This is a genomic window from Mycoplasma imitans ATCC 51306, from assembly GCF_000518305.1.
Classification (GTDB): Bacteria; Bacillota_I; Bacilli_A; order Mycoplasmatales; family Mycoplasmoidaceae; genus Mycoplasmoides; species Mycoplasmoides imitans.
This window is the reverse complement of sequence record NZ_JADI01000017.1, coordinates 1-17,190: the sequence shown is the minus strand read 5'-3', so window position 1 is coordinate 17,190 and position 17,190 is coordinate 1. Positions and strand designations below refer to the sequence as shown.

25 protein-coding genes, 1 rRNA gene and 1 pseudogene are annotated in these 17,190 nt (G+C 33.2%); 1 reads left to right on the top strand and 26 read right to left on the bottom strand.

Annotation, left to right across the window (positions count from 1 at the left end; genetic code table 4):
* The 25 genes from P690_RS0102410 to rpsJ all read right to left on the bottom strand — a co-directional run.
* Positions 1 to 681, bottom strand: a 23S ribosomal RNA gene (locus P690_RS0102410); the annotation flags it as partial.
* Positions 682 to 1,042: 361 nt separating this feature from the next.
* The gene (locus tag P690_RS0102405) at positions 1,043 to 2,014 is read right to left on the bottom strand and encodes an L-lactate dehydrogenase (protein WP_027122196.1); all 972 of its coding nucleotides are present in this window, start codon (positions 2,012 to 2,014) and stop codon (positions 1,043 to 1,045) included.
* A gap of 172 nt (positions 2,015 to 2,186) precedes the next feature.
* Positions 2,187 to 2,939 (bottom strand): type I methionyl aminopeptidase, encoded by a 753-nt coding sequence (gene map / locus P690_RS0102400; RefSeq protein ID WP_027122195.1) that lies wholly within the window; start codon positions 2,937 to 2,939, stop codon positions 2,187 to 2,189.
* Between the two features lie 4 nt (positions 2,940 to 2,943).
* Positions 2,944 to 3,591, bottom strand: coding sequence for a nucleoside monophosphate kinase (locus P690_RS0102395; protein ID WP_027122194.1), 648 nt, complete (start codon positions 3,589 to 3,591; stop codon positions 2,944 to 2,946).
* Complete coding sequence (gene secY / locus P690_RS0102390) at positions 3,585 to 5,084, bottom strand: preprotein translocase subunit SecY (protein WP_027122193.1); 1,500 nt, start codon at positions 5,082 to 5,084, stop codon at positions 3,585 to 3,587. Before secY ends, P690_RS0102395 begins: the two co-directional genes overlap by 7 nt.
* Positions 5,085 to 5,096: 12 nt before the next feature.
* The gene (gene rplO / locus P690_RS0102385; protein ID WP_027122192.1) at positions 5,097 to 5,540 is read right to left on the bottom strand and encodes a 50S ribosomal protein L15; all 444 of its coding nucleotides are present in this window, start codon (positions 5,538 to 5,540) and stop codon (positions 5,097 to 5,099) included.
* A gap of 15 nt (positions 5,541 to 5,555) precedes the next feature.
* Positions 5,556 to 6,212 (bottom strand): 30S ribosomal protein S5, encoded by a 657-nt coding sequence (gene rpsE, locus P690_RS04000; RefSeq protein WP_027122191.1) that lies wholly within the window; start codon positions 6,210 to 6,212, stop codon positions 5,556 to 5,558.
* 13 nt (positions 6,213 to 6,225) lie between these two features.
* Positions 6,226 to 6,585, bottom strand: a complete 360-nt coding sequence (gene rplR, locus P690_RS0102375; protein WP_027122190.1) for a 50S ribosomal protein L18 — start codon at positions 6,583 to 6,585, stop codon at positions 6,226 to 6,228.
* Between the two features lie 6 nt (positions 6,586 to 6,591).
* The gene (gene rplF / locus P690_RS0102370) at positions 6,592 to 7,143 is read right to left on the bottom strand and encodes a 50S ribosomal protein L6 (RefSeq protein WP_027122189.1); all 552 of its coding nucleotides are present in this window, start codon (positions 7,141 to 7,143) and stop codon (positions 6,592 to 6,594) included.
* 18 nt (positions 7,144 to 7,161) lie between these two features.
* On the bottom strand, positions 7,162 to 7,563 hold the full coding sequence (rpsH, locus tag P690_RS0102365) for a 30S ribosomal protein S8 (protein ID WP_027122188.1): 402 nt from the start codon (positions 7,561 to 7,563) through the stop codon (positions 7,162 to 7,164).
* A gap of 23 nt (positions 7,564 to 7,586) precedes the next feature.
* Complete coding sequence (locus P690_RS0102360) at positions 7,587 to 7,772, bottom strand: type Z 30S ribosomal protein S14 (RefSeq protein WP_011113293.1); 186 nt, start codon at positions 7,770 to 7,772, stop codon at positions 7,587 to 7,589.
* Complete coding sequence (gene rplE / locus P690_RS0102355; RefSeq protein ID WP_027122187.1) at positions 7,765 to 8,322, bottom strand: 50S ribosomal protein L5; 558 nt, start codon at positions 8,320 to 8,322, stop codon at positions 7,765 to 7,767. Before rplE ends, P690_RS0102360 begins: the two co-directional genes overlap by 8 nt.
* Positions 8,322 to 8,651 (bottom strand): 50S ribosomal protein L24, encoded by a 330-nt coding sequence (gene rplX, locus P690_RS0102350; RefSeq protein ID WP_027122186.1) that lies wholly within the window; start codon positions 8,649 to 8,651, stop codon positions 8,322 to 8,324. The genes rplE and rplX overlap by 1 nt, the downstream gene beginning before the upstream one ends.
* A gap of 10 nt (positions 8,652 to 8,661) precedes the next feature.
* Positions 8,662 to 9,036 carry a 50S ribosomal protein L14 gene (gene rplN, locus P690_RS0102345; RefSeq protein WP_027122185.1) on the bottom strand — a complete coding sequence of 125 codons (375 nt, stop codon included), beginning with the start codon at positions 9,034 to 9,036 and terminating at the stop codon, positions 8,662 to 8,664.
* A 26-nt stretch (positions 9,037 to 9,062) separates the two neighbouring features.
* Entirely contained in the window at positions 9,063 to 9,320 is a 258-nt protein-coding gene (gene rpsQ, locus P690_RS0102340; RefSeq protein ID WP_027122184.1) for a 30S ribosomal protein S17, read from the bottom strand.
* Positions 9,321 to 9,325: 5 nt separating this feature from the next.
* Positions 9,326 to 9,784 carry a 50S ribosomal protein L29 gene (rpmC, locus tag P690_RS0102335; RefSeq protein WP_027122183.1) on the bottom strand — a complete coding sequence of 153 codons (459 nt, stop codon included), beginning with the start codon at positions 9,782 to 9,784 and terminating at the stop codon, positions 9,326 to 9,328.
* A complete protein-coding gene (rplP, locus tag P690_RS0102330) occupies positions 9,784 to 10,200 on the bottom strand; it encodes a 50S ribosomal protein L16 (protein WP_027122182.1) in 417 nt (138 codons plus the stop codon). The genes rpmC and rplP overlap by 1 nt, the downstream gene beginning before the upstream one ends.
* 5 nt (positions 10,201 to 10,205) lie before the next feature.
* On the bottom strand, positions 10,206 to 10,991 hold the full coding sequence (gene rpsC, locus P690_RS0102325) for a 30S ribosomal protein S3 (RefSeq protein ID WP_027122181.1): 786 nt from the start codon (positions 10,989 to 10,991) through the stop codon (positions 10,206 to 10,208).
* Between the two features lie 4 nt (positions 10,992 to 10,995).
* A complete protein-coding gene (gene rplV / locus P690_RS0102320; protein WP_027122180.1) occupies positions 10,996 to 11,430 on the bottom strand; it encodes a 50S ribosomal protein L22 in 435 nt (144 codons plus the stop codon).
* A 10-nt stretch (positions 11,431 to 11,440) separates the two neighbouring features.
* Positions 11,441 to 11,704, bottom strand: a complete 264-nt coding sequence (gene rpsS / locus P690_RS0102315; protein ID WP_011113284.1) for a 30S ribosomal protein S19 — start codon at positions 11,702 to 11,704, stop codon at positions 11,441 to 11,443.
* Between the two features lie 20 nt (positions 11,705 to 11,724).
* Positions 11,725 to 12,576 (bottom strand): 50S ribosomal protein L2, encoded by an 852-nt coding sequence (gene rplB, locus P690_RS0102310; protein WP_027122179.1) that lies wholly within the window; start codon positions 12,574 to 12,576, stop codon positions 11,725 to 11,727.
* 48 nt (positions 12,577 to 12,624) lie between these two features.
* The gene (locus P690_RS0102305; RefSeq protein WP_027122178.1) at positions 12,625 to 12,951 is read right to left on the bottom strand and encodes a 50S ribosomal protein L23; all 327 of its coding nucleotides are present in this window, start codon (positions 12,949 to 12,951) and stop codon (positions 12,625 to 12,627) included.
* Positions 12,952 to 12,953: 2 nt separating this feature from the next.
* A complete protein-coding gene (gene rplD / locus P690_RS0102300) occupies positions 12,954 to 13,583 on the bottom strand; it encodes a 50S ribosomal protein L4 (RefSeq protein WP_027122177.1) in 630 nt (209 codons plus the stop codon).
* Positions 13,584 to 13,609: 26 nt separating this feature from the next.
* A complete protein-coding gene (gene rplC, locus P690_RS0102295) occupies positions 13,610 to 14,320 on the bottom strand; it encodes a 50S ribosomal protein L3 (RefSeq protein WP_027122176.1) in 711 nt (236 codons plus the stop codon).
* A 30-nt stretch (positions 14,321 to 14,350) separates the two neighbouring features.
* The gene (gene rpsJ, locus P690_RS0102290) at positions 14,351 to 14,716 is read right to left on the bottom strand and encodes a 30S ribosomal protein S10 (RefSeq protein WP_027122175.1); all 366 of its coding nucleotides are present in this window, start codon (positions 14,714 to 14,716) and stop codon (positions 14,351 to 14,353) included.
* A gap of 301 nt (positions 14,717 to 15,017) precedes the next feature.
* Here rpsJ and P690_RS0102285 point away from each other — a divergent pair, with 301 nt between their 5' ends.
* Positions 15,018 to 15,899, top strand: coding sequence for a DUF5378 family protein (locus P690_RS0102285; RefSeq protein ID WP_027122174.1), 882 nt, complete (start codon positions 15,018 to 15,020; stop codon positions 15,897 to 15,899).
* Positions 15,900 to 17,085: 1,186 nt separating this feature from the next.
* On the opposite strand, the pseudogene P690_RS04375 reads toward P690_RS0102285, so the two are convergent.
* A pseudogene (locus P690_RS04375) lies at positions 17,086 to 17,190 on the bottom strand (transposase); the annotation flags it as partial.

Sequence of the window (17,190 nt, the reverse complement as noted above, 5' to 3'; positions counted from 1 at the left end):
TCGCTCTATTCAAACTCGCTTTCGCTTCGGCTTCCCTTCTAAAGGTTAACCTGCTTGCTATCATAACTCGCCGGCTCATACTTCAAAACGCACGCCATCACACATTAATGTGCTCTGACACGTTGTAGGCATATGGTTTCAGAATCTATTTCACTCCCATCCCTGGGTTCTTTTCACCTTTCCCTCACGGTACTATACGCTATCGGTCACTAGTTAGTATTTAGGCTTGCCCAATGGTCTGGGCGAATTCCATCAAGATAACGTTTCTCGATGTACTCAGGATACTGCTAGGTATCAAACTGATTTAAGATACGGGGCTATAACCCTGTGTCGCATAGCTTTTCAACTACTTCTCCTATCAGTTCAAAGTCCACATTGCAGTCCTATAACCCCAAGATAAATCTTGGTTTGGCCTGTTCCGCTTTCGCTCGCCACTACACACGGAATCTCTTTCGATTTCTTTTCCTGTTGCTACTGAGATGTTTCACTTCACAACGTATTGCTTTTAGACCCTATTTATTCAGATCTAAATAATTAATATCACTATTAATCAGGTTCCCCCATTCGGACATCTACGGATTTTCGCTTCCAACCAGCTCCCCGTAGCTTTTCGCAGGTTTGCACGTCCTTCATCGCCTTCTAGTGCCAAGGCATCCACCATAAGCCCTTAGTAACTTATGTATTTGATCCATTAGCTATTTTTATTGAATCTATATTATATGAAATTTGATTTGATACTTTAATCAAATTTCGGACTAGAAAGATTTGTCGTATTCAGTTTTCAAAGAACAATGTAGCAGCCAAGTCCTTGACTGCGCTATATAATTGTATCAGAATTTTCATAAAGTGTCCAGATTATTTTCATTATTTTTATTTTTTCGAATTTTAAAGAGTTTTGATAATAAAAAACGAGTTAATTTAAATAAATATATAAAAAACAAACCACGCGTGGGCTACACGTGGTTTGTCTTGAAATTCTAGTTAGAATTAAAAAATTATTGAAATGATATATGTCAATTTTAAAAAGGAAATTCGATAATAATTAATCTTTGAAACCAATTAGATCTAAAGCGTCTTTAGTTACCTTTTGAATGTTTAGTGCGCTCTTATCAAAAGCTGCTTGTTCTTCTTGGCTTAATTGTAATTTAGAATGTAGTTTTCATCCGTGTTCACCTACGATTGCTGGAACTGTGAAATAAATTCCTGGTGCTACGTATTTGTCATCTAGTTTTACACCTACACCTAAAACGATATTTAAGTTGTTAATGTAAGCTCTAGTAATTAATGACATTGATTCAGCAATACCAAAGTATGTAGCTTTTTTGAATTTAATAATTTCAAATGCTTCTTTAACTACTCTTGGGAAGATTTCTTTTACGTAGTCTTCTTTAATCTTACCTTCAGCAATTAATTGTTTAACTGGAACATTACCAACTCTGAATACTGATCAAGGAACGATCGCACCTGAACCGTGTTCACCGATTACAAATCCTTCAACAGAGTCTGTGTTAACACCTAAAGCTTCAGAAATCATTTTTCTTGTTCTCATGGTTTCAAGTTGACAACCTGTAGAAATAACCTTGTGAGGATCAAAACCAGTTACTTTTTGATAAACACCAGTCATTACGTCACATGGGTTAGTTGGAATAATACTTAATCCTTTAAACCCAACACGTTTAAGTTCTAATGCAATTTCGTTAATAATTTTTACGTTTGAAGTCATTAATTGAAGACGGTCAGTAAATACTTCACCATCAGCAGTTGGAACAGTTGGAATTGAAGCAGTAATCGCTACAACATCAGCATGTTTTAAATCGTCGTATGTACCAGCTTTAAAAGTTGATCCATTTTGGCTTTTTAAAGATTTAGAATCGCGTAGGTCTCTAACGTGACCTTCAGCTAAATTAGCGTTTTTATCGACAAGAATGAAATCAGCTTGAACACCTTGTTGTAATAAGTTAAGAATGTAAGTAGATCCCACGAATCCACAACCAATAACAGCTATTTTTTTCATATTTTTATGATTTCTCCTATAGATTTAGTGTTACAGTTTAATTCTATTAAAAGAAATTTCTACATAGAATAATCTGAATTATAGTTCCAAAATTTGGATGCCAATTTTTAATAAAAACAGTTACAAAATTTAATTAATAATTTTTTTTAGTTTTGTAGTAATAAAAAAAATCCTATAAAGTTAGGATTTCTGCTTTGTCTTTTTTAATTAGAACCATATGTTCTCAGTGGCAAACAAATTGATTCTTTTTAACTGGTTTTACTGATCAATTATCAACTGGATCGATATAGTATTGATTATCTTTTTCAAAGAACATCGGTTCGATACAGATAACCATGTTTGGAATAAGCACATTACCTGGTTTATTAATCCCATAATTAAGGATAATGGGATCTTCATGAATTTTAATCCCGCATCCGTGTCCACCAAAATCACGGATTACGCGATAACCAAATTTCTTTGCATATTGCTCAGTTCACACACCAATATCATTAGTAGTGGTTTGATTGGGAACAATTCTATTAACAATATCTAAGATGCAGTTGTATGTAACTTCACTTAATAGTTTTTGTCGTGGGTTGACTTCAGGTCCTAGGATCGTGAATGCTGAATCACAATAATAATTATCTAACTCAATCCCAACATCGATTGTTAACTTATCTTTTGATCCAAAGATTTGATCATTAGCCACACCATGGATAATCGTTTCGTTTAGTGATAAACAATGATAACCCTTAAAACCTAGATAACCATGATAACAGTTGTTAGCTTGGTGCTGATTCACAAAATCTCTTAGCATCAAATCGATATCTTTTAGTGATTTGTTATTTATCAAATCAAAATTAAATTGCTTAACAACTTTTTTATAGATCTCTGCGGCGTTTTTAATCTTTTTTATTTCGTCAGGATTTTTTAAGTAAATCATTTAATTATTTTTTACTAACAATATCAAAAACGATCTTATAAAGTTCTTCAAAACTCTTGTTTGCATCAACTACGTGAACTAAGTTCTTGTTTTTGTAGTATTCAATCACCGGTTTGGTTTGTTCGTTATAAACGTTAATTCTTGTACCAACCACACTAGGATCATCGTCTTTACGGTAAATTAATTCTACGTAACAAACATCACAAAGATTATCTACTTTAGGTTTGAAATCTGGTGAATGGATGTTGTAAATGCGTTTACATTGAGGACAAGATCTGCGTGAACTTAAACGTTTGATAATTACATCTCAATTCGATGGTTGTAATAAAATTACGTGGGTAAATTTAATAACATTATCAATAAATTCACATTGGTTTAATGTTCTTGGATAACCATCAAAGATAATCTTGTCTAGATCTTTGTTTTTATTATAAAAATCGGCTACGGTACGATTTGTTAAATCATCTGGAACATAGATTCCGTTATTGATATAACCTTTAATTTCTTCTGCTAATGGAGTTTTTTCTTCGCGAACATAAAAGCGAAAAAGATCTCCGCTTGAGATATGAAAAAAACCGTGGTTTTCTTTTAAATAAGAAGAGATCGTACCCTTCCCAGTTCCAGGGGCGCCAAAAAAAATTAATCTTATCACAACTGACTTACCTCAACAGGTTCGTTTACTTCTTTTTTCTTAGTTTGTTCAACTTCAGCTTTTTTGTGTTGATCTACCCACAGACCATATTGGCCATGATCTTGATTTGGCCTGTTCATGTAATCATTTAATGATAGCTCAACTTCAATACGGTTGGCAATATCTTTGCGCAATCGTTGGTATGATGTCGTTGTTGCTGCTGATCGCAATGAACGATACAATTCCATACTAGCAGAGACCATAATAATGATTCCCGTACCACCAAGCGATAAAGTTGTAGGTACGTGTAATACCAACGAAATTATATATGGAATAACTGCTACAACTGCTAAGAATGGTGCACCAATAAAGTTAATGCGCATCAACACTTTAGTGATGTGTTTTTCAGTATCCAATCCTGGTCTTACCCCTGGAATAAACTTGTGTGACTTATTAAAGTTTTGTGCAAGTTGTTCTGGGTTGATTTGGATATAACTATAGAAGAATGTGAAGATGATAATTAAGAACACGTATAAAGAAATTCCTACAGGAGTTCTTAATGATAAATAGTCTTCAACAAATCATCTTGCTTCAGATTGTGGTTGGAACTCAGCAATCGTAATCGGAATTGACATGATTGATGAAGCAAAGATGACGGGAATCACCCCGGCGGCATTTAGTTTTATTGGTAAGAATGGTAATTGCTCATTACCTAAAACCATTCCTTCTCCAGTTTGTTGGATTGGAATCTTTCTAGTTGATGAGTTTACAAATGTAATTGCTAACAATAAGACCAAGAACGCTAAGAAGTATAAGCTAAAGTTGATTGCTGAAGTTAGCATTGGTGTTGAAGTAATAATCACACCACCCAACACACGATACATTACGATAAATCCATCTGGTAATCTAGATAAAATTCCTGAAAGAATTAATAATGTTATTCCGTTACCAACACCTTTTTTAGAGATAATATCTCCAATAAAGATCCCGATATAAGTCCCAGCGGTCATTGTGATGATATAAAACGCTTGGTGTAAGATATCATCATTAGCAAAACGGATTGATCCATTTTGTTGGTTTTTAATTAAAGCGATAATGGCAAACGCTTGAACTACTGCAAACGGTAAAGTAACAAATCTTGTAATTAATTCGATTCTTCTTCTACCTAGTTCACCTGATTTCGCTAATTTACTTAGTGGGGGAATTAGATCAGTTGATAACAACTGCATAATAATTTGAGCCGAGATGTATGGTGAAATCCCCACTGCGAACAGCGACAACTGACTTAAACCACCACCACCTAATAAATTAAATAGATCAAAAAAGTCGCTAACACCACCGTTCACATTATTATTATTTTGGGTGATCGTAATTCCTGGTAGAGGAATAACGCTGATCACTCTAAATAATAAAATTAAGAACAATGTGACAAAAACAGAGATTACGAAATCTCTGTTTCTGCACAACTTAATAATTTTTTGACCTAAAAGATTTTTTGAGTTAGTTTTTGCCATCTTTTATGCTTTTTAAATTAGTTCAATACTACCACCAGCAGCTTGAATCGCTTTTTTAGCACCTTCAGAAATTTTGTTGATCTTTAAATGAATTTTCTTGTCGATCTTATTACCAATTACTTTAATTGGTTCGTTAGTTTTGCTACTAATAATTCCGTGCTTAACTAATAATTCACGATCAATTGTAGTTTCGTTTAACTTAGAAATAATATCTAATGATACTGATAAGGTTTGCTTTTTAAAACCGATTGTTTGGAAACCAAATTTTGGTAAACGACGGTATAAAGGTGTTTGACCACCTTCAAAACCTGGTCGAGTGCGTCCTGATTTACGTGCTTTTTGACCTTTTTGTCCACGACCTGAAGTCTTACCTAAACCCGAACCGTGACCACGCCCAACAATTTTCGCTTTATGATTTCTTGATTTGGGAGTACTTTTTAATTCATGTAATTTCATTAATTAACTCCTTAATTATAATTCTTTTAATGATTTGCTTCTTAATTTAGCGATTTGTCTAGGAGTGTATTGAGATGTGATCCCATCCATTGTCGCTCTCACCATGTTAATCGGGGTGTTCTTACCCATGTTTTTTGTATAAACATCAGTAAACCCAGCCAATTCAACCACAGCACGAATTGGACCACCAGCAATAATCCCTGTACCTGAAGGAGCAGGTTTGATTAACACTTTAGCAGCACCTGATCGACCTAAAACATCATGGAATAATGTTCCGTGTTTGTTCATCGCAATTTTTTGCACGTTGTTTTCAGCCATCTTTAAGGCTTTTTTAATCGCGTTTGGAACTTCGAGTGCTTTAGCAATTCCAAACCCAACACGACCCTTACGATCACCAACAACAACTAATGCACTAAAACGCATAGTTCTACCACCTTTGGTAGTTTTTGAAATTCTTGAAATTTTTACGATCTTTTCTTCAAATTCACTCTTAGTGCGTTTTTCGTTTTTTCTTTTGTTGCGTTCGTCTGAATTACGTAAGTTAGCCTTCTTAGTGTTTTCGTTAGCTGAACGGTTAGCATTAGCACGGTTAGCTTGTGGTTTTCCACTTACTTTTTTGTTTTCTGCGCTATTGTTTGTATTTGGTTTCTTATTTTGTTTAATATCTTCCATAATTTAAATTATCCTAGAATTTTAAACCAGCTTTTCTTGCAGCATCTGCAAGTGAAGCAATTCGGCCGTGGTATTTTGAACCACCGTGATCAAAGGTGATTGTTTCAATCTTCATTTTAAGTAGCTTATTGGCAATATCAGTACCAACAATAGCTGCATTTTCTTTATTTCCGTTTGCTAGATCTAAACTAACAGAAGAACTTGAAGCGATAATCTTGTTTTGGTTGAAATCTCACACTTGTGCTGAAATGTGTACATTTGATTTCACCACGATCATAACCGGACGATCATTATCAATTCTGCGAATTTTTTTAATCACACGTTTATGACGCATCTGACGTCTCTGGTTACGGTTCATATTAACTTGTTTCATAAGTTATTATTTTTTCCCTTCTGCGGTTTTACCAGCCTTACGAATAATTTGTTCGTTAAGGTATAGCACACCTTTACCTTTATAAGGTTCTGGCATTCTTCACTTACGGATTTGGATGGCAAATTCTCCGACTTTTTGCTTATCAATTCCACTTACGGTAATTTCAGTATTTTTTTCTACACTTACTTTAAGATCTTTAGGAATATCTAGATTAATTGGGTGTGAATAACCTAATTGTAAGTTTAGTACATTATCTTTTAAGCTAGCACGATAACCAACACCCACTAAACGTAATTCTTTTTTGAAACCTACCGTTACACCTTCAAGTGCGTTTTTAATTAACGCATTGTAGGTACCGTGTAACATCTTAGTTTGTTTTAATTCGTCACCACGTGTTAATTTAATCTCATTATTTTCAATATTAATCTTAATTTTGCTATTTGGACTTAATTTAAGATCTAATTGACCTAATGGACCTTTAACGCTTAATAGTTCTTTAGTTTGGTTAACACTTACATTGCTAGGAACTGTGATAACTCGATTACCAATTCTTGACATATCTTATATTAACCCTTTCTATCAAACATAAGCAAGCACTTCGCCACCGATCTTTTTGGCTCTTGCTAATTTATCAGTCATTAATCCTTCGTTTGTTGAAACGATTGCGATGCCTAAACCGTTTAACACCTTAGGTAATTTATCTGCTGATACATAAATTCTTAAACCAGGTTTAGAAATTTGTTTCATTCCGTTTAGCGAACTTACACGGTTTTCATCAAACTTTAGTTTAATTTTTAAAATTGATTTTGTTTTTTCTTTATTGTCATAGATCTCATAACCGCGAATGTAACCTTCATTTAGTAAGATGTTTAAGATCGCAACCTTAAGCTTAGAAGCTTCAGTTTGTAACTCAACAATCTTAGCGCGATTGGCATTGTTTATTTTAGTTATGATATCTGCTACTGGATCAAAATGCATAGTTTTTTATCAACCCCTGTTTCTTATCATGATGACTTCTTAACACCTGGTAGACTACCATTGTAAGCAAGGTGTCTAAAGCATAAACGACAGATACCAAACTTACGATACACAGCGTGAGGACGACCACAACGTTTGCATCTTGTGTATGCTCTTACTTTAAATTTAGCATGACGTGCTTGTTTAATTTTTAATGATGTTTTAGCCATTTGCGTGTTCCTTACTCTTAATTAAAGGCATTCCTAACTCGATTAATAGACGGTGATTGTATTTAACGTTATCGGTTGAGATTACTAACGTTATGTCAAATCCGCGGATCTTCTTAACATTATCATAGATAATTTCAGGGAAGATGATTTGCTCTTTAATTCCTAAGGTGTAATTACCTCTAGCATCAAAAGCACGGTTTGATAAACCTCTGAAGTCTCTAACACGCGGTAGAGCAATGTTAATTAGTTTTTCTAAGAAGTTTCACATCTTTTCACCTCTTAGAGTTACTTTACAACCAATTGCTTGACCTTGTCTAATTTTGAATGATGCGTTTGAAGAGTGTGCTTTAGTAATCACTGGTTTTTGCCCACTAATTGCTTGTAATTCAGCTTGTGCAAGCTCTAATAACTTCGCATCTTTAGTTGCATCACCAACACCCATATTGATCACGATTTTTTCAATCTTTGGTACTTGCATTACTGAAGAAAAGCCAAATTCTTTTTGTAATAATGGAACGATTTTTGTCTTATATTTAGTTTTTAAATTCATTATTGACCACCTACAAGATTATTTGTTTTGCGAGATAAACGCACTTTTTTGTTAGTTTTTGGATCAATTCCATATTTAACTTTAACTGGTCTTACGTCCTTAGCCTTATGATCTAATAAAGCGATATTAGATAAATGGATTGGTGATTCTTTTTCAATGATCCCACCTTTTTGGTTTTGGGCATTTTCTTTGGTGTGGCGTTTCACCATATTTACACCTTCAACAATTGCGCGTTGTTCTTTAACGAACACTTGTAAAACAATCCCAGTTTTTTGTTTGTGTTTTCCGGCTGTAATTACAACCTTATCACCTTTTTTAATACGTTGCATGCTTTTACTCCTATAACACTTCGTTTGCTAAAGAAACGATACGGTTAAATCCTTTATCTCTTAGCTCACGCGCTACTGGTCCAAAGATCCGTGTTCCTCTTGGAGCAAAATCTTCACGGTTTTTAATAATTACACAAGCATTGTCATCAAATGCTAAGTGGGTACCATCTATTCTTTGTAAACCTTTTTTAGTTCTTACGATTACAGCAAATAAAACTTGACCTTTTTTTACTGTACCTGAAGGAATTGCGTCTTTAACTGATACCACAACAATATCACCAACAGAAGCATATCTTCTTTTAGAACCGTTTAATACCTTAATTACACCAACTTCACGCGCACCGGTATTATCAGCGACGTTAAGTCTTGTCATAAATTGAATCATGAGTTCAAATATTCTCCTGTTAATTATTATTTTGCGCGTTCTAGAATCTTAGCAATTCTTCAACGCTTAGTTGCTGACAGCGGGCGTGTTTCCATAATTAATACTTTGTCGCCAACTTTAGCAGCATTTTCACCTTCTTCGTTGTGAACGTGATATTTCTTATGAGAAATTACCAACTTGTGATAAAAAGGGTGACGGTTTTTTGATTCAACCTTTACAGTAGCGGTTTTTTGCATTTTATCACTTACAACCACACCCATTAAAACTTTTCTTGAATTACGCATTTAGATTATCCTTTTTTCTTAGCTTTAGCTTTAACATTTTTCTTGTTTTTTGTAGTTGGTTTAACTGCTTCAGTTTTCTTAGGTGTTCTCTTAACTTTTTTAACTTTTGGTTCTGGTTTTGGTGCCGCTTTAACTTTTTCTGCGTTTGCTAAGCGTTTTTCTTTGTTTTGCTTAACCTTTGCATTTTTTAGTTGTTTGCTCTTCTTAACTGATTCTTGAATTTCTTTTTGTTTAGCTTGTTCTTTTACAAAGCTTGAAACCATTGCGTTAACATTAACCTTAACATCTCTTTCAGTTAAAATGGTTAGCACTCTAGCTAAAGTTTGTCTAGTTTCTTTAATAATATGAGTTTTATCTAGCTCACCTTGAGCTAACTTAAAACGATATTCTAATAAACGACCTTTTAATTGTGTAACTAATTGAATTAGCTCTTCGTTTGTCTTTGCTCTTAATTCTTTATTCATTATTGAGCCCCTTGTCTAGCAACGATCTTTCAGGTAACACCAAGTTTGTGACCAGCTCTTGTTAAAGCTTCTTTCATTTGTGCTTCTGGAATGTTTGCTACTTCAAACATTACAGTTCCTTTTTTAACAACAGCCACTCAGAATTCAGGGTTACCTTTACCTGAACCCATTCTTACTTCTAATGGTTTTTTGGTTTTTGACATGTGTGGGAAGATTCTAATCCACATCTTACCAGTTTTACCAAGTTGTTTTGAAATTGCAATACGCGCACTTTCAATTTGACGAGCATCTACTCAAGCACCGCTAGTAGCCATGATCCCGTATTCACCAAAAGCAACATAAGAATTACCTTTAGCTTTACCTTCATAACTTACGTTATGCGGTTTTCTGTATTTAGTTCTTTTAGGTTGTAACATCTTATTTACTCCTTAGCAGGTTGGTTGTTTTGGTGGTTGTTTTTGTTAAACTGTCTTTTGTTGTTGTCTCTTGAACGGTTTTGGTTTTTTCTGTGGTGATTTGATTCACTACCTTTTGGTTTAACAATGTGTGCTTGTTTTTTGTAGAAATCTTTACCAAAGATTTCACCACGGTTAATTCAAACCTTAACACCGATCACACCATATGACATTTGTGCTTCTTCTAGCGCATAGTCAATATCAGTTCTTAAAGTTGATAAGGTTACATTACCTTCGATGTACATCTTATCTCTAGCAATTTCCACACCGTTTAAACGACCAGAAACTAAAACTTTAATTCCTTTAGCACCAGCTTTTAATACGCGTTTAAGTGCTTGGCGCATCGCTGTACGTAATGGTGTACGATTTTCAATTGCATCAGCCAATTCTCTAGCAACGATTTTAGCACTTAATGCTGGGCTACCCACTTCAAGAACATCAACATCCACTTTAATGTGACGACCAACGATCTTATTAATTGCTAATACGATAACTTTAATGTTAGCGGCTTCTTTACCTAAAATAATTCCTGGTTGTGAAGCATAAATGAATACACGGATTGAAGTTTGCGTTCTTTCAATATCAACGTTTGAAATGAAAGCGCTGTGGAACTTCTTGAACAAGTAGTTTCTAATCTTTTCATCCTGGATAATTCAGTCACCACTTTGTTGGTTAGTTTTTGCTACTCAACGAGATTGTCAGTTCTTATTAATTCCAAATCTTAAACCGTTTGAGTTTACTTTTTGACCCATATTTTTATTTCTTTACTCCGCTAACTGATTGTTTTTTCTTGTTTTGACCAAGAACGCGTTTTTTTAGTCGTTTTTTAATTGCCTCAACTTCGTTTTTTCTTTCGTTTTTATCATCTGATAATTTAATCACGAAATTGGTTGATCGTTTTCTGATCATATCAGCTGAACCTTTTGCTCTTGGTAAGTTACGTTTAAGTGTTGGACCTTGGTTGGCTACAACTTCATAAACATAAAGTCTTTCAGCTAACATTGCGTGGTTGTTTGTTGCATTAGCAATTACTGAATTAAGTAATTTTAATATAATGCGTGCACCTTTTTTGTCTGTATTAACTAAGATGTTTTGCGCTTCAACAACTGATTTGTTCTTAATTAGTTGACAAACTAAACGTGCTTTTTGAGGTGAGATTCTAACTCTATTTTGTCTTGCAATTGCGATCATTGTCTATCTCCTATCTGTTAGAACTGTGTCCTTTAAATGTTCTTGTAGGAGAAAATTCACCTAACTTGTGACCGATCATATCTTCAGTTACATAAACGTTAATGAATTTTTTACCATTGTGAACAGCAAAAGTGTGACCAACAAAATCCGGAAAAATAGTACTTCTTCTAGATCAAGTCTTGATAATCTTCTTTTTTTGTTGTGCATTCATGTCTAATACTTTTTTGTATAAACTAGCTTCTACGAATGCACCTTTCTTAGAACTTCTTGACATTTATATGACCTTTCAATTTCCTATTTTGAGTTACGTCTACGGATAATTAAATTCGTAGATGATTTTTTATTATTTCTTGTTTTAACACCCATGTGTCTTTTACCTCATGGTGTTCTTGGAGCGTCACGACCCACAGGGCTGCGACCTTCACCACCTCCGTGTGGGTGGTCGTTAGGGTTCATAGCAGAACCACGAACAGTTGGACGAATCCCTTTGTGTCTTGTTGTACCAGCTTTACCTAGCAATACTAAGTTGTGATCAACGTTTGAAGCAATCCCTACAACTGCACGACAGTTCTTTAAGAATTTTCTAACTTCTTTAGAACCTAATTTTAGGTTGATGTAATTACCAGTATCATCTTTACCTAAGATTTGAGCGTAAGCTCCAGCACTTCTAGCAATCTGAGCACCTTTACCTGGAGTCATTTCGATGTTGTGAACCATTGTACCTTCAGGAATGAATTCAAGAGGCATACAGTTACCAACTTTAATATCGATTGCGTTTGATGATGAAACCACTTTGTCTCCTACCTTAATTCCTCCGGGAGTTAAGATGTATGATCGATAACCGTTTTCATATGCAATTAATGAAATAAACGCACTTCTGTTTGGATCATATTCGATTGACTTAACTAACGCAATTTTGTCATCGTGTAAGTTTCTCTTAAAGTCAATAATACGGTATTTTCTTTTTGAACCACCACCGCGGTGTCTTACAGTAATTTTCCCTTGGTTATTACGACCAGAGTTTTTCTTTTTCTTAGCAAGTAAAGACTTTTGAGGTGTGTTAGTTGTTAAAACTTTACTGTAATCAATTGAGATCTTGTGGTGAATCCCACTATTAGATCGATTTACGATTTTTTTAACCGGCATAACTGCTTATTTTTATATTTTCCTTTTGCTTTGCGCCTGATGTTTTAATTATTTTTTAGAAGTTGATTCTTCTTTTATTTCTGGTTTCTCTCCAGTAATTGCTACCTCTACTCCAAAAGGAACAGTGATAATTGCAATTTTTTCTAATCTTGAGTAACCTGGGTTTTGAGTTCCTGTGCGAATTCTAGCTGGTTTTTTAGTTTTGGTATTAACAGCTGTTGGAGTTACTCCGTAGATTGCTTTAAAAGCTAGTTTGATGTAATTCTTATTTGCTTTTGGGTTAACTAAGAAAGTGTACTTTCTTGGTTCAGACATCATAATCCCATAAGTTTTTTCAGTAAGAATTGGTTTAATAAGTACGTCTGTAATTTGCATAATTAGTTCAGCCTTTCAACTCAGTTATTGATCGCACTTTTTTGCGCTAATACACAGTTAGCATCAATTAGATCTTTTACTGATACTTGGTTTCATAGCTTGTATGAAACATTTGGTAAATTAGCACTTGATTTTTCAAGGTTTTCATTCTTTTCAAAAGCAACGATTAATACTTTTTTATTAACTTTTAATTCTTTTAATAATTTAGTAATTGCTTTTGTACTTGGTTTGTCTTGTTTGATTGAATCAACAAGCCCTAAGAATTCGTTATTATTTACTTTTGAAGTGATTGCTGATTTGAACGCTAAAGCGCTTACTTTTTTATTTACCTTGATTTTGTAGTTGCGAGTAGGTTTAGGACCAAACGCAATACCACCACCTACGTAGTGAGGGTTACGAATTGAACCTTGTCTTGCACGACCCGTGTGTTTTTGTTGGTAAGGTTTCTTACCACCACCGCTAACTTCACCTTTTTTAAGGGTTGAGTGAGTGCCTTGAATTTGAGATAAGTTCTCAGCAAGAATTGCATCGAAAATTGCTTGCTTATGTACTTCACTAACAAGCAGTTTTTGATTTAGCTCGATTTCTTCTTGAACTTTTCCAGATAAATCGAATAATTTTATTTTAGACATAGTTTTTGATTTTCCTTAAATTTCAATTATTCTTGTGCTTGTTCAGCAGCTGGTTTGCTAGTAGCTTTGTTGATAATTAATTTATAACTAACTACCTTGTTTGGATTCTTTTTAGAAGTTGAAATTCTTACTTTTGAATTGTTAGGACCAGGAATTGCACCTGAAATCATTACTGAACTTACTTCTGGTAAGAAACCAACGATTGATAGGTTTTGAATTGTAACAAGATCATTACCATAGTGCCCTGACATCTTCTTGCCCTTCATAACTCTTTGAGCTTGAGAACCCCCACGTCCAGCTTGTACTGAACCTTGGAATCTGTGAGGATATCCAGCACCGTGACCTTTTGAACCGATCTTAAAGTTTCAACGCTTAATAGCACCGGTGAAACCACGACCTTTTGTTTTAGCTTGAACGTCAACTACTTGACCTTGTTGGAATAAGTCTTCAACTTTTAATAGATCACCTACTTTGTGACCCACCATTCCACGTACTTCTTCTAAGTACTTGTAATTGTTCGTATTAGATTTTTTGAAATGACCTAATTGTGGTTTATTTAAACTCTTTTCATCAGTTTGGTTAAAACCCAATTGAACTGCGTCATAACCATCTTTTTCTTTGGTTTTAACACTAATCACTTGATTAGGTTCAACTTTTACTAAAGTCACAGGAATCAAACGACCGTTTTCTTCGAAAACCTGAGTCATTCCAACTTTTGTTCCAAATATTCCTTTCATATATTGAAAATCTCCTTATTAATATTTCTCTTATAAGTAAATGCGTAATTCAACACCAGAAGGAATTACAAAACGTTTAAGTTTTTGAATTGTTTCGCTCTTTAAACGTTTAATAATAATTAAACGTTTGTGTGTTCTTCTTTCGAATTGCTCTCTTGAAGCCTTATCAACGTGTGGCGAACGAATGATTGTAAAAACTTCCTTTTTAGTTGGTAATGGAATTGGACCACAAAATTCTGATCCAGTTTCTTTAACGATCTCAAAAATCTTTTTTACAGACTGATCTAATAATCTGCTATCGTATGATTTTAATTTGATTCTGATCTCAGTTATTTCTTTTTGCTTTTTTGCTTCTTCGCTTGATGTTTTGCTAGATTTAGCTTTTTGTTCTGTCATGTGTTGTCCTAAATTTAATTTATTAAACGCTTCCAAAAAGTTACCTGATACTTGACAACGGTTTATAGTGTATCAGCAATCTCTTCGCAAGCTTAACTGCTAAATTATAACAGATAAATTATTTGTTGAGAAAAGAATTTTACTAGTTTGTTTATTTTTTCACTTTTATTTTTATAATATTATCTATAAGCTGACTACATTATATAATATTATATATAAGCTGATTACAGACTAATGTAAGCAACTAAAAAAGAAAAATAGAATATAAAAGTATTCATAAATATAGAAATATAAATACGTAATGCAATTAGGAACAATTTTAATGATCGTAGTAACAATCTGGTTACTCTTGATCGTTTCTACGTCTAAATTTTTTATTAGATTCGAAAACAACTACTGGTTTTGATGTATTGTTGGCGGTTTCATGTTCTTTTACATGATCATCGGTAGACAAATTCAATTCTTAATCCCTAGTTGGAATGTTAACGATGATAACGGCACATTTGCTGTGTCAATCAGACACTCAAGATTATTATTGCTAGACATCTGTCCATTTTTTGCAGTTTTTGGCGGACTTGGATTGATGATAAGCAAAAACAAATTAATCATTAGATCTATGGCACCAATTGCTTTGTTTGGTGGCTTGATCACTCTGTATGGAGAATTATTTAGATTAGCTAACCAGTACACTGGTAAGGATGAAGCATATAACTTTATCTTTGTAGGTATTGGAAATGATCAAATTTACTTCATCCTTCATGTAATGACAACAACAGTTTCATTAATGTTAATGTGCTGAACAACCAAGTGGACTCCAAGAGATTTCTTGAACCAATACTTATTTATTGGACTTTATGTAACTTATATCTTAGTGTGCACACAGCTAGATCGTAAAATCTTAAATAATGCTAATGGTATATTAACTGCTGATTGATACATAGGTGGTGAATACCAATCAGTAGCAAAAATATTAAAGATTCCATTCCCAACTGTTATTCCTGTGGGCATTACTATTTCAATGGTGGGAATCACTGTATTACTAGGACTAAGATATGGAATACAGGAATTGAATGCTAGAGTGATAAATCCTAGAAAAGCTAACAAACAATCTAAATTCGATTTTAGACAGATGTTGAAAACTGTTAAATACTCTTACTTAAAATGAAGAAGTAAAAATCGTTAAGATCTATTAATTAAAGAAATAAGTCAATGATTCATTTTAATATAAATGATCATTGACTTATTTTATGCTTATAAAGATAACAAATCTATAAATTGAGTTATCTAAAAAATGACTTTATGTTGAATTAAACTCTAAATAAAAAAATCGATAAATAAGAGACGAAACCTGATTTTTCGTCAAATATAAAAGTTGTATTTTTAGTAGTGGTGAAGATATTAAATTAATCGAATGAATTTGCAGAAAAATGCGTAAAAAGTCAATCATTCTAAGAAAAGCAAGAAAGAAAAAAATCAAAGCCTGAATTTAAAAAAATGTTAAAAGTCCGGTTCAACTAATACCTCTATTTCTTACAAATTATTCGTCTTAAAGAAATGTACGAAAAAGGGTACTTTAATTGCATAAAAAATAGAGAAATACCCAAAAATTCTTTTTATAAAAATTTGGTGAAATTTTTTGATTTTTCATATAAAAATTAATATTTGGGGAATGTTTAGTTAAAGCTTATTAGATTTGGACAAATTTAGTGCTTGTAAACCAATCTATCAAATCTTAAAAATTGAGTGTCAAATAAATCAAAACAGTTGCTACGGTTTGTTCCAACTTTATTTGTAAAGTTCTGATCGTATGACAGAATTGTGTTTAAATATTTCCTACTCAAAAGGATTAAAATAACAAAACTAAGCGTAAAAAAATGTATTGTTCAAATAAATAGTTATGTATTTATGATAATGAAAATGGCATAAATTATATTATGAAACAATAATACATTTATTCAATCCTTAAAAATTGTTTCATTTGTCTATCATAACTAGCAAAAAACTAAAGCGGTGATAAATTAAGCTCATCAAGCATAACGAAACTGATTTGTGCTGAATGTATTAAAGGTATTAATTTTTCAAAAGTTTTAAGCACATAATCATTATTTCGTCATAGATTCGCTTGTTCATATGATTAATACGCTCATCTGGTTAACTGTAACAACACCGAATTGTATTTATGTTAAAAATCAGAATTCATTACATAAATAGGTTTAAAAATTCTATTTAGAATTTTAAAAACAACAAATTTATTTCTTTATATCTCAAACAAATTTTTTGATTAAAATGCATGAATTTGAAAAATATATTGATTATTACGCTAATCGGGAACAAAGCTAATTTTGTGTAATCTGGATTTTTTCGAACTTTTAGTTTTTCTTAAGTAAGTTCGGAAATACATCCATTAACTCTTCATATATTCTATATCAATTTCTCAGTCTATTACTTTTCTGATTTAGTTTTTTGTACCTTGG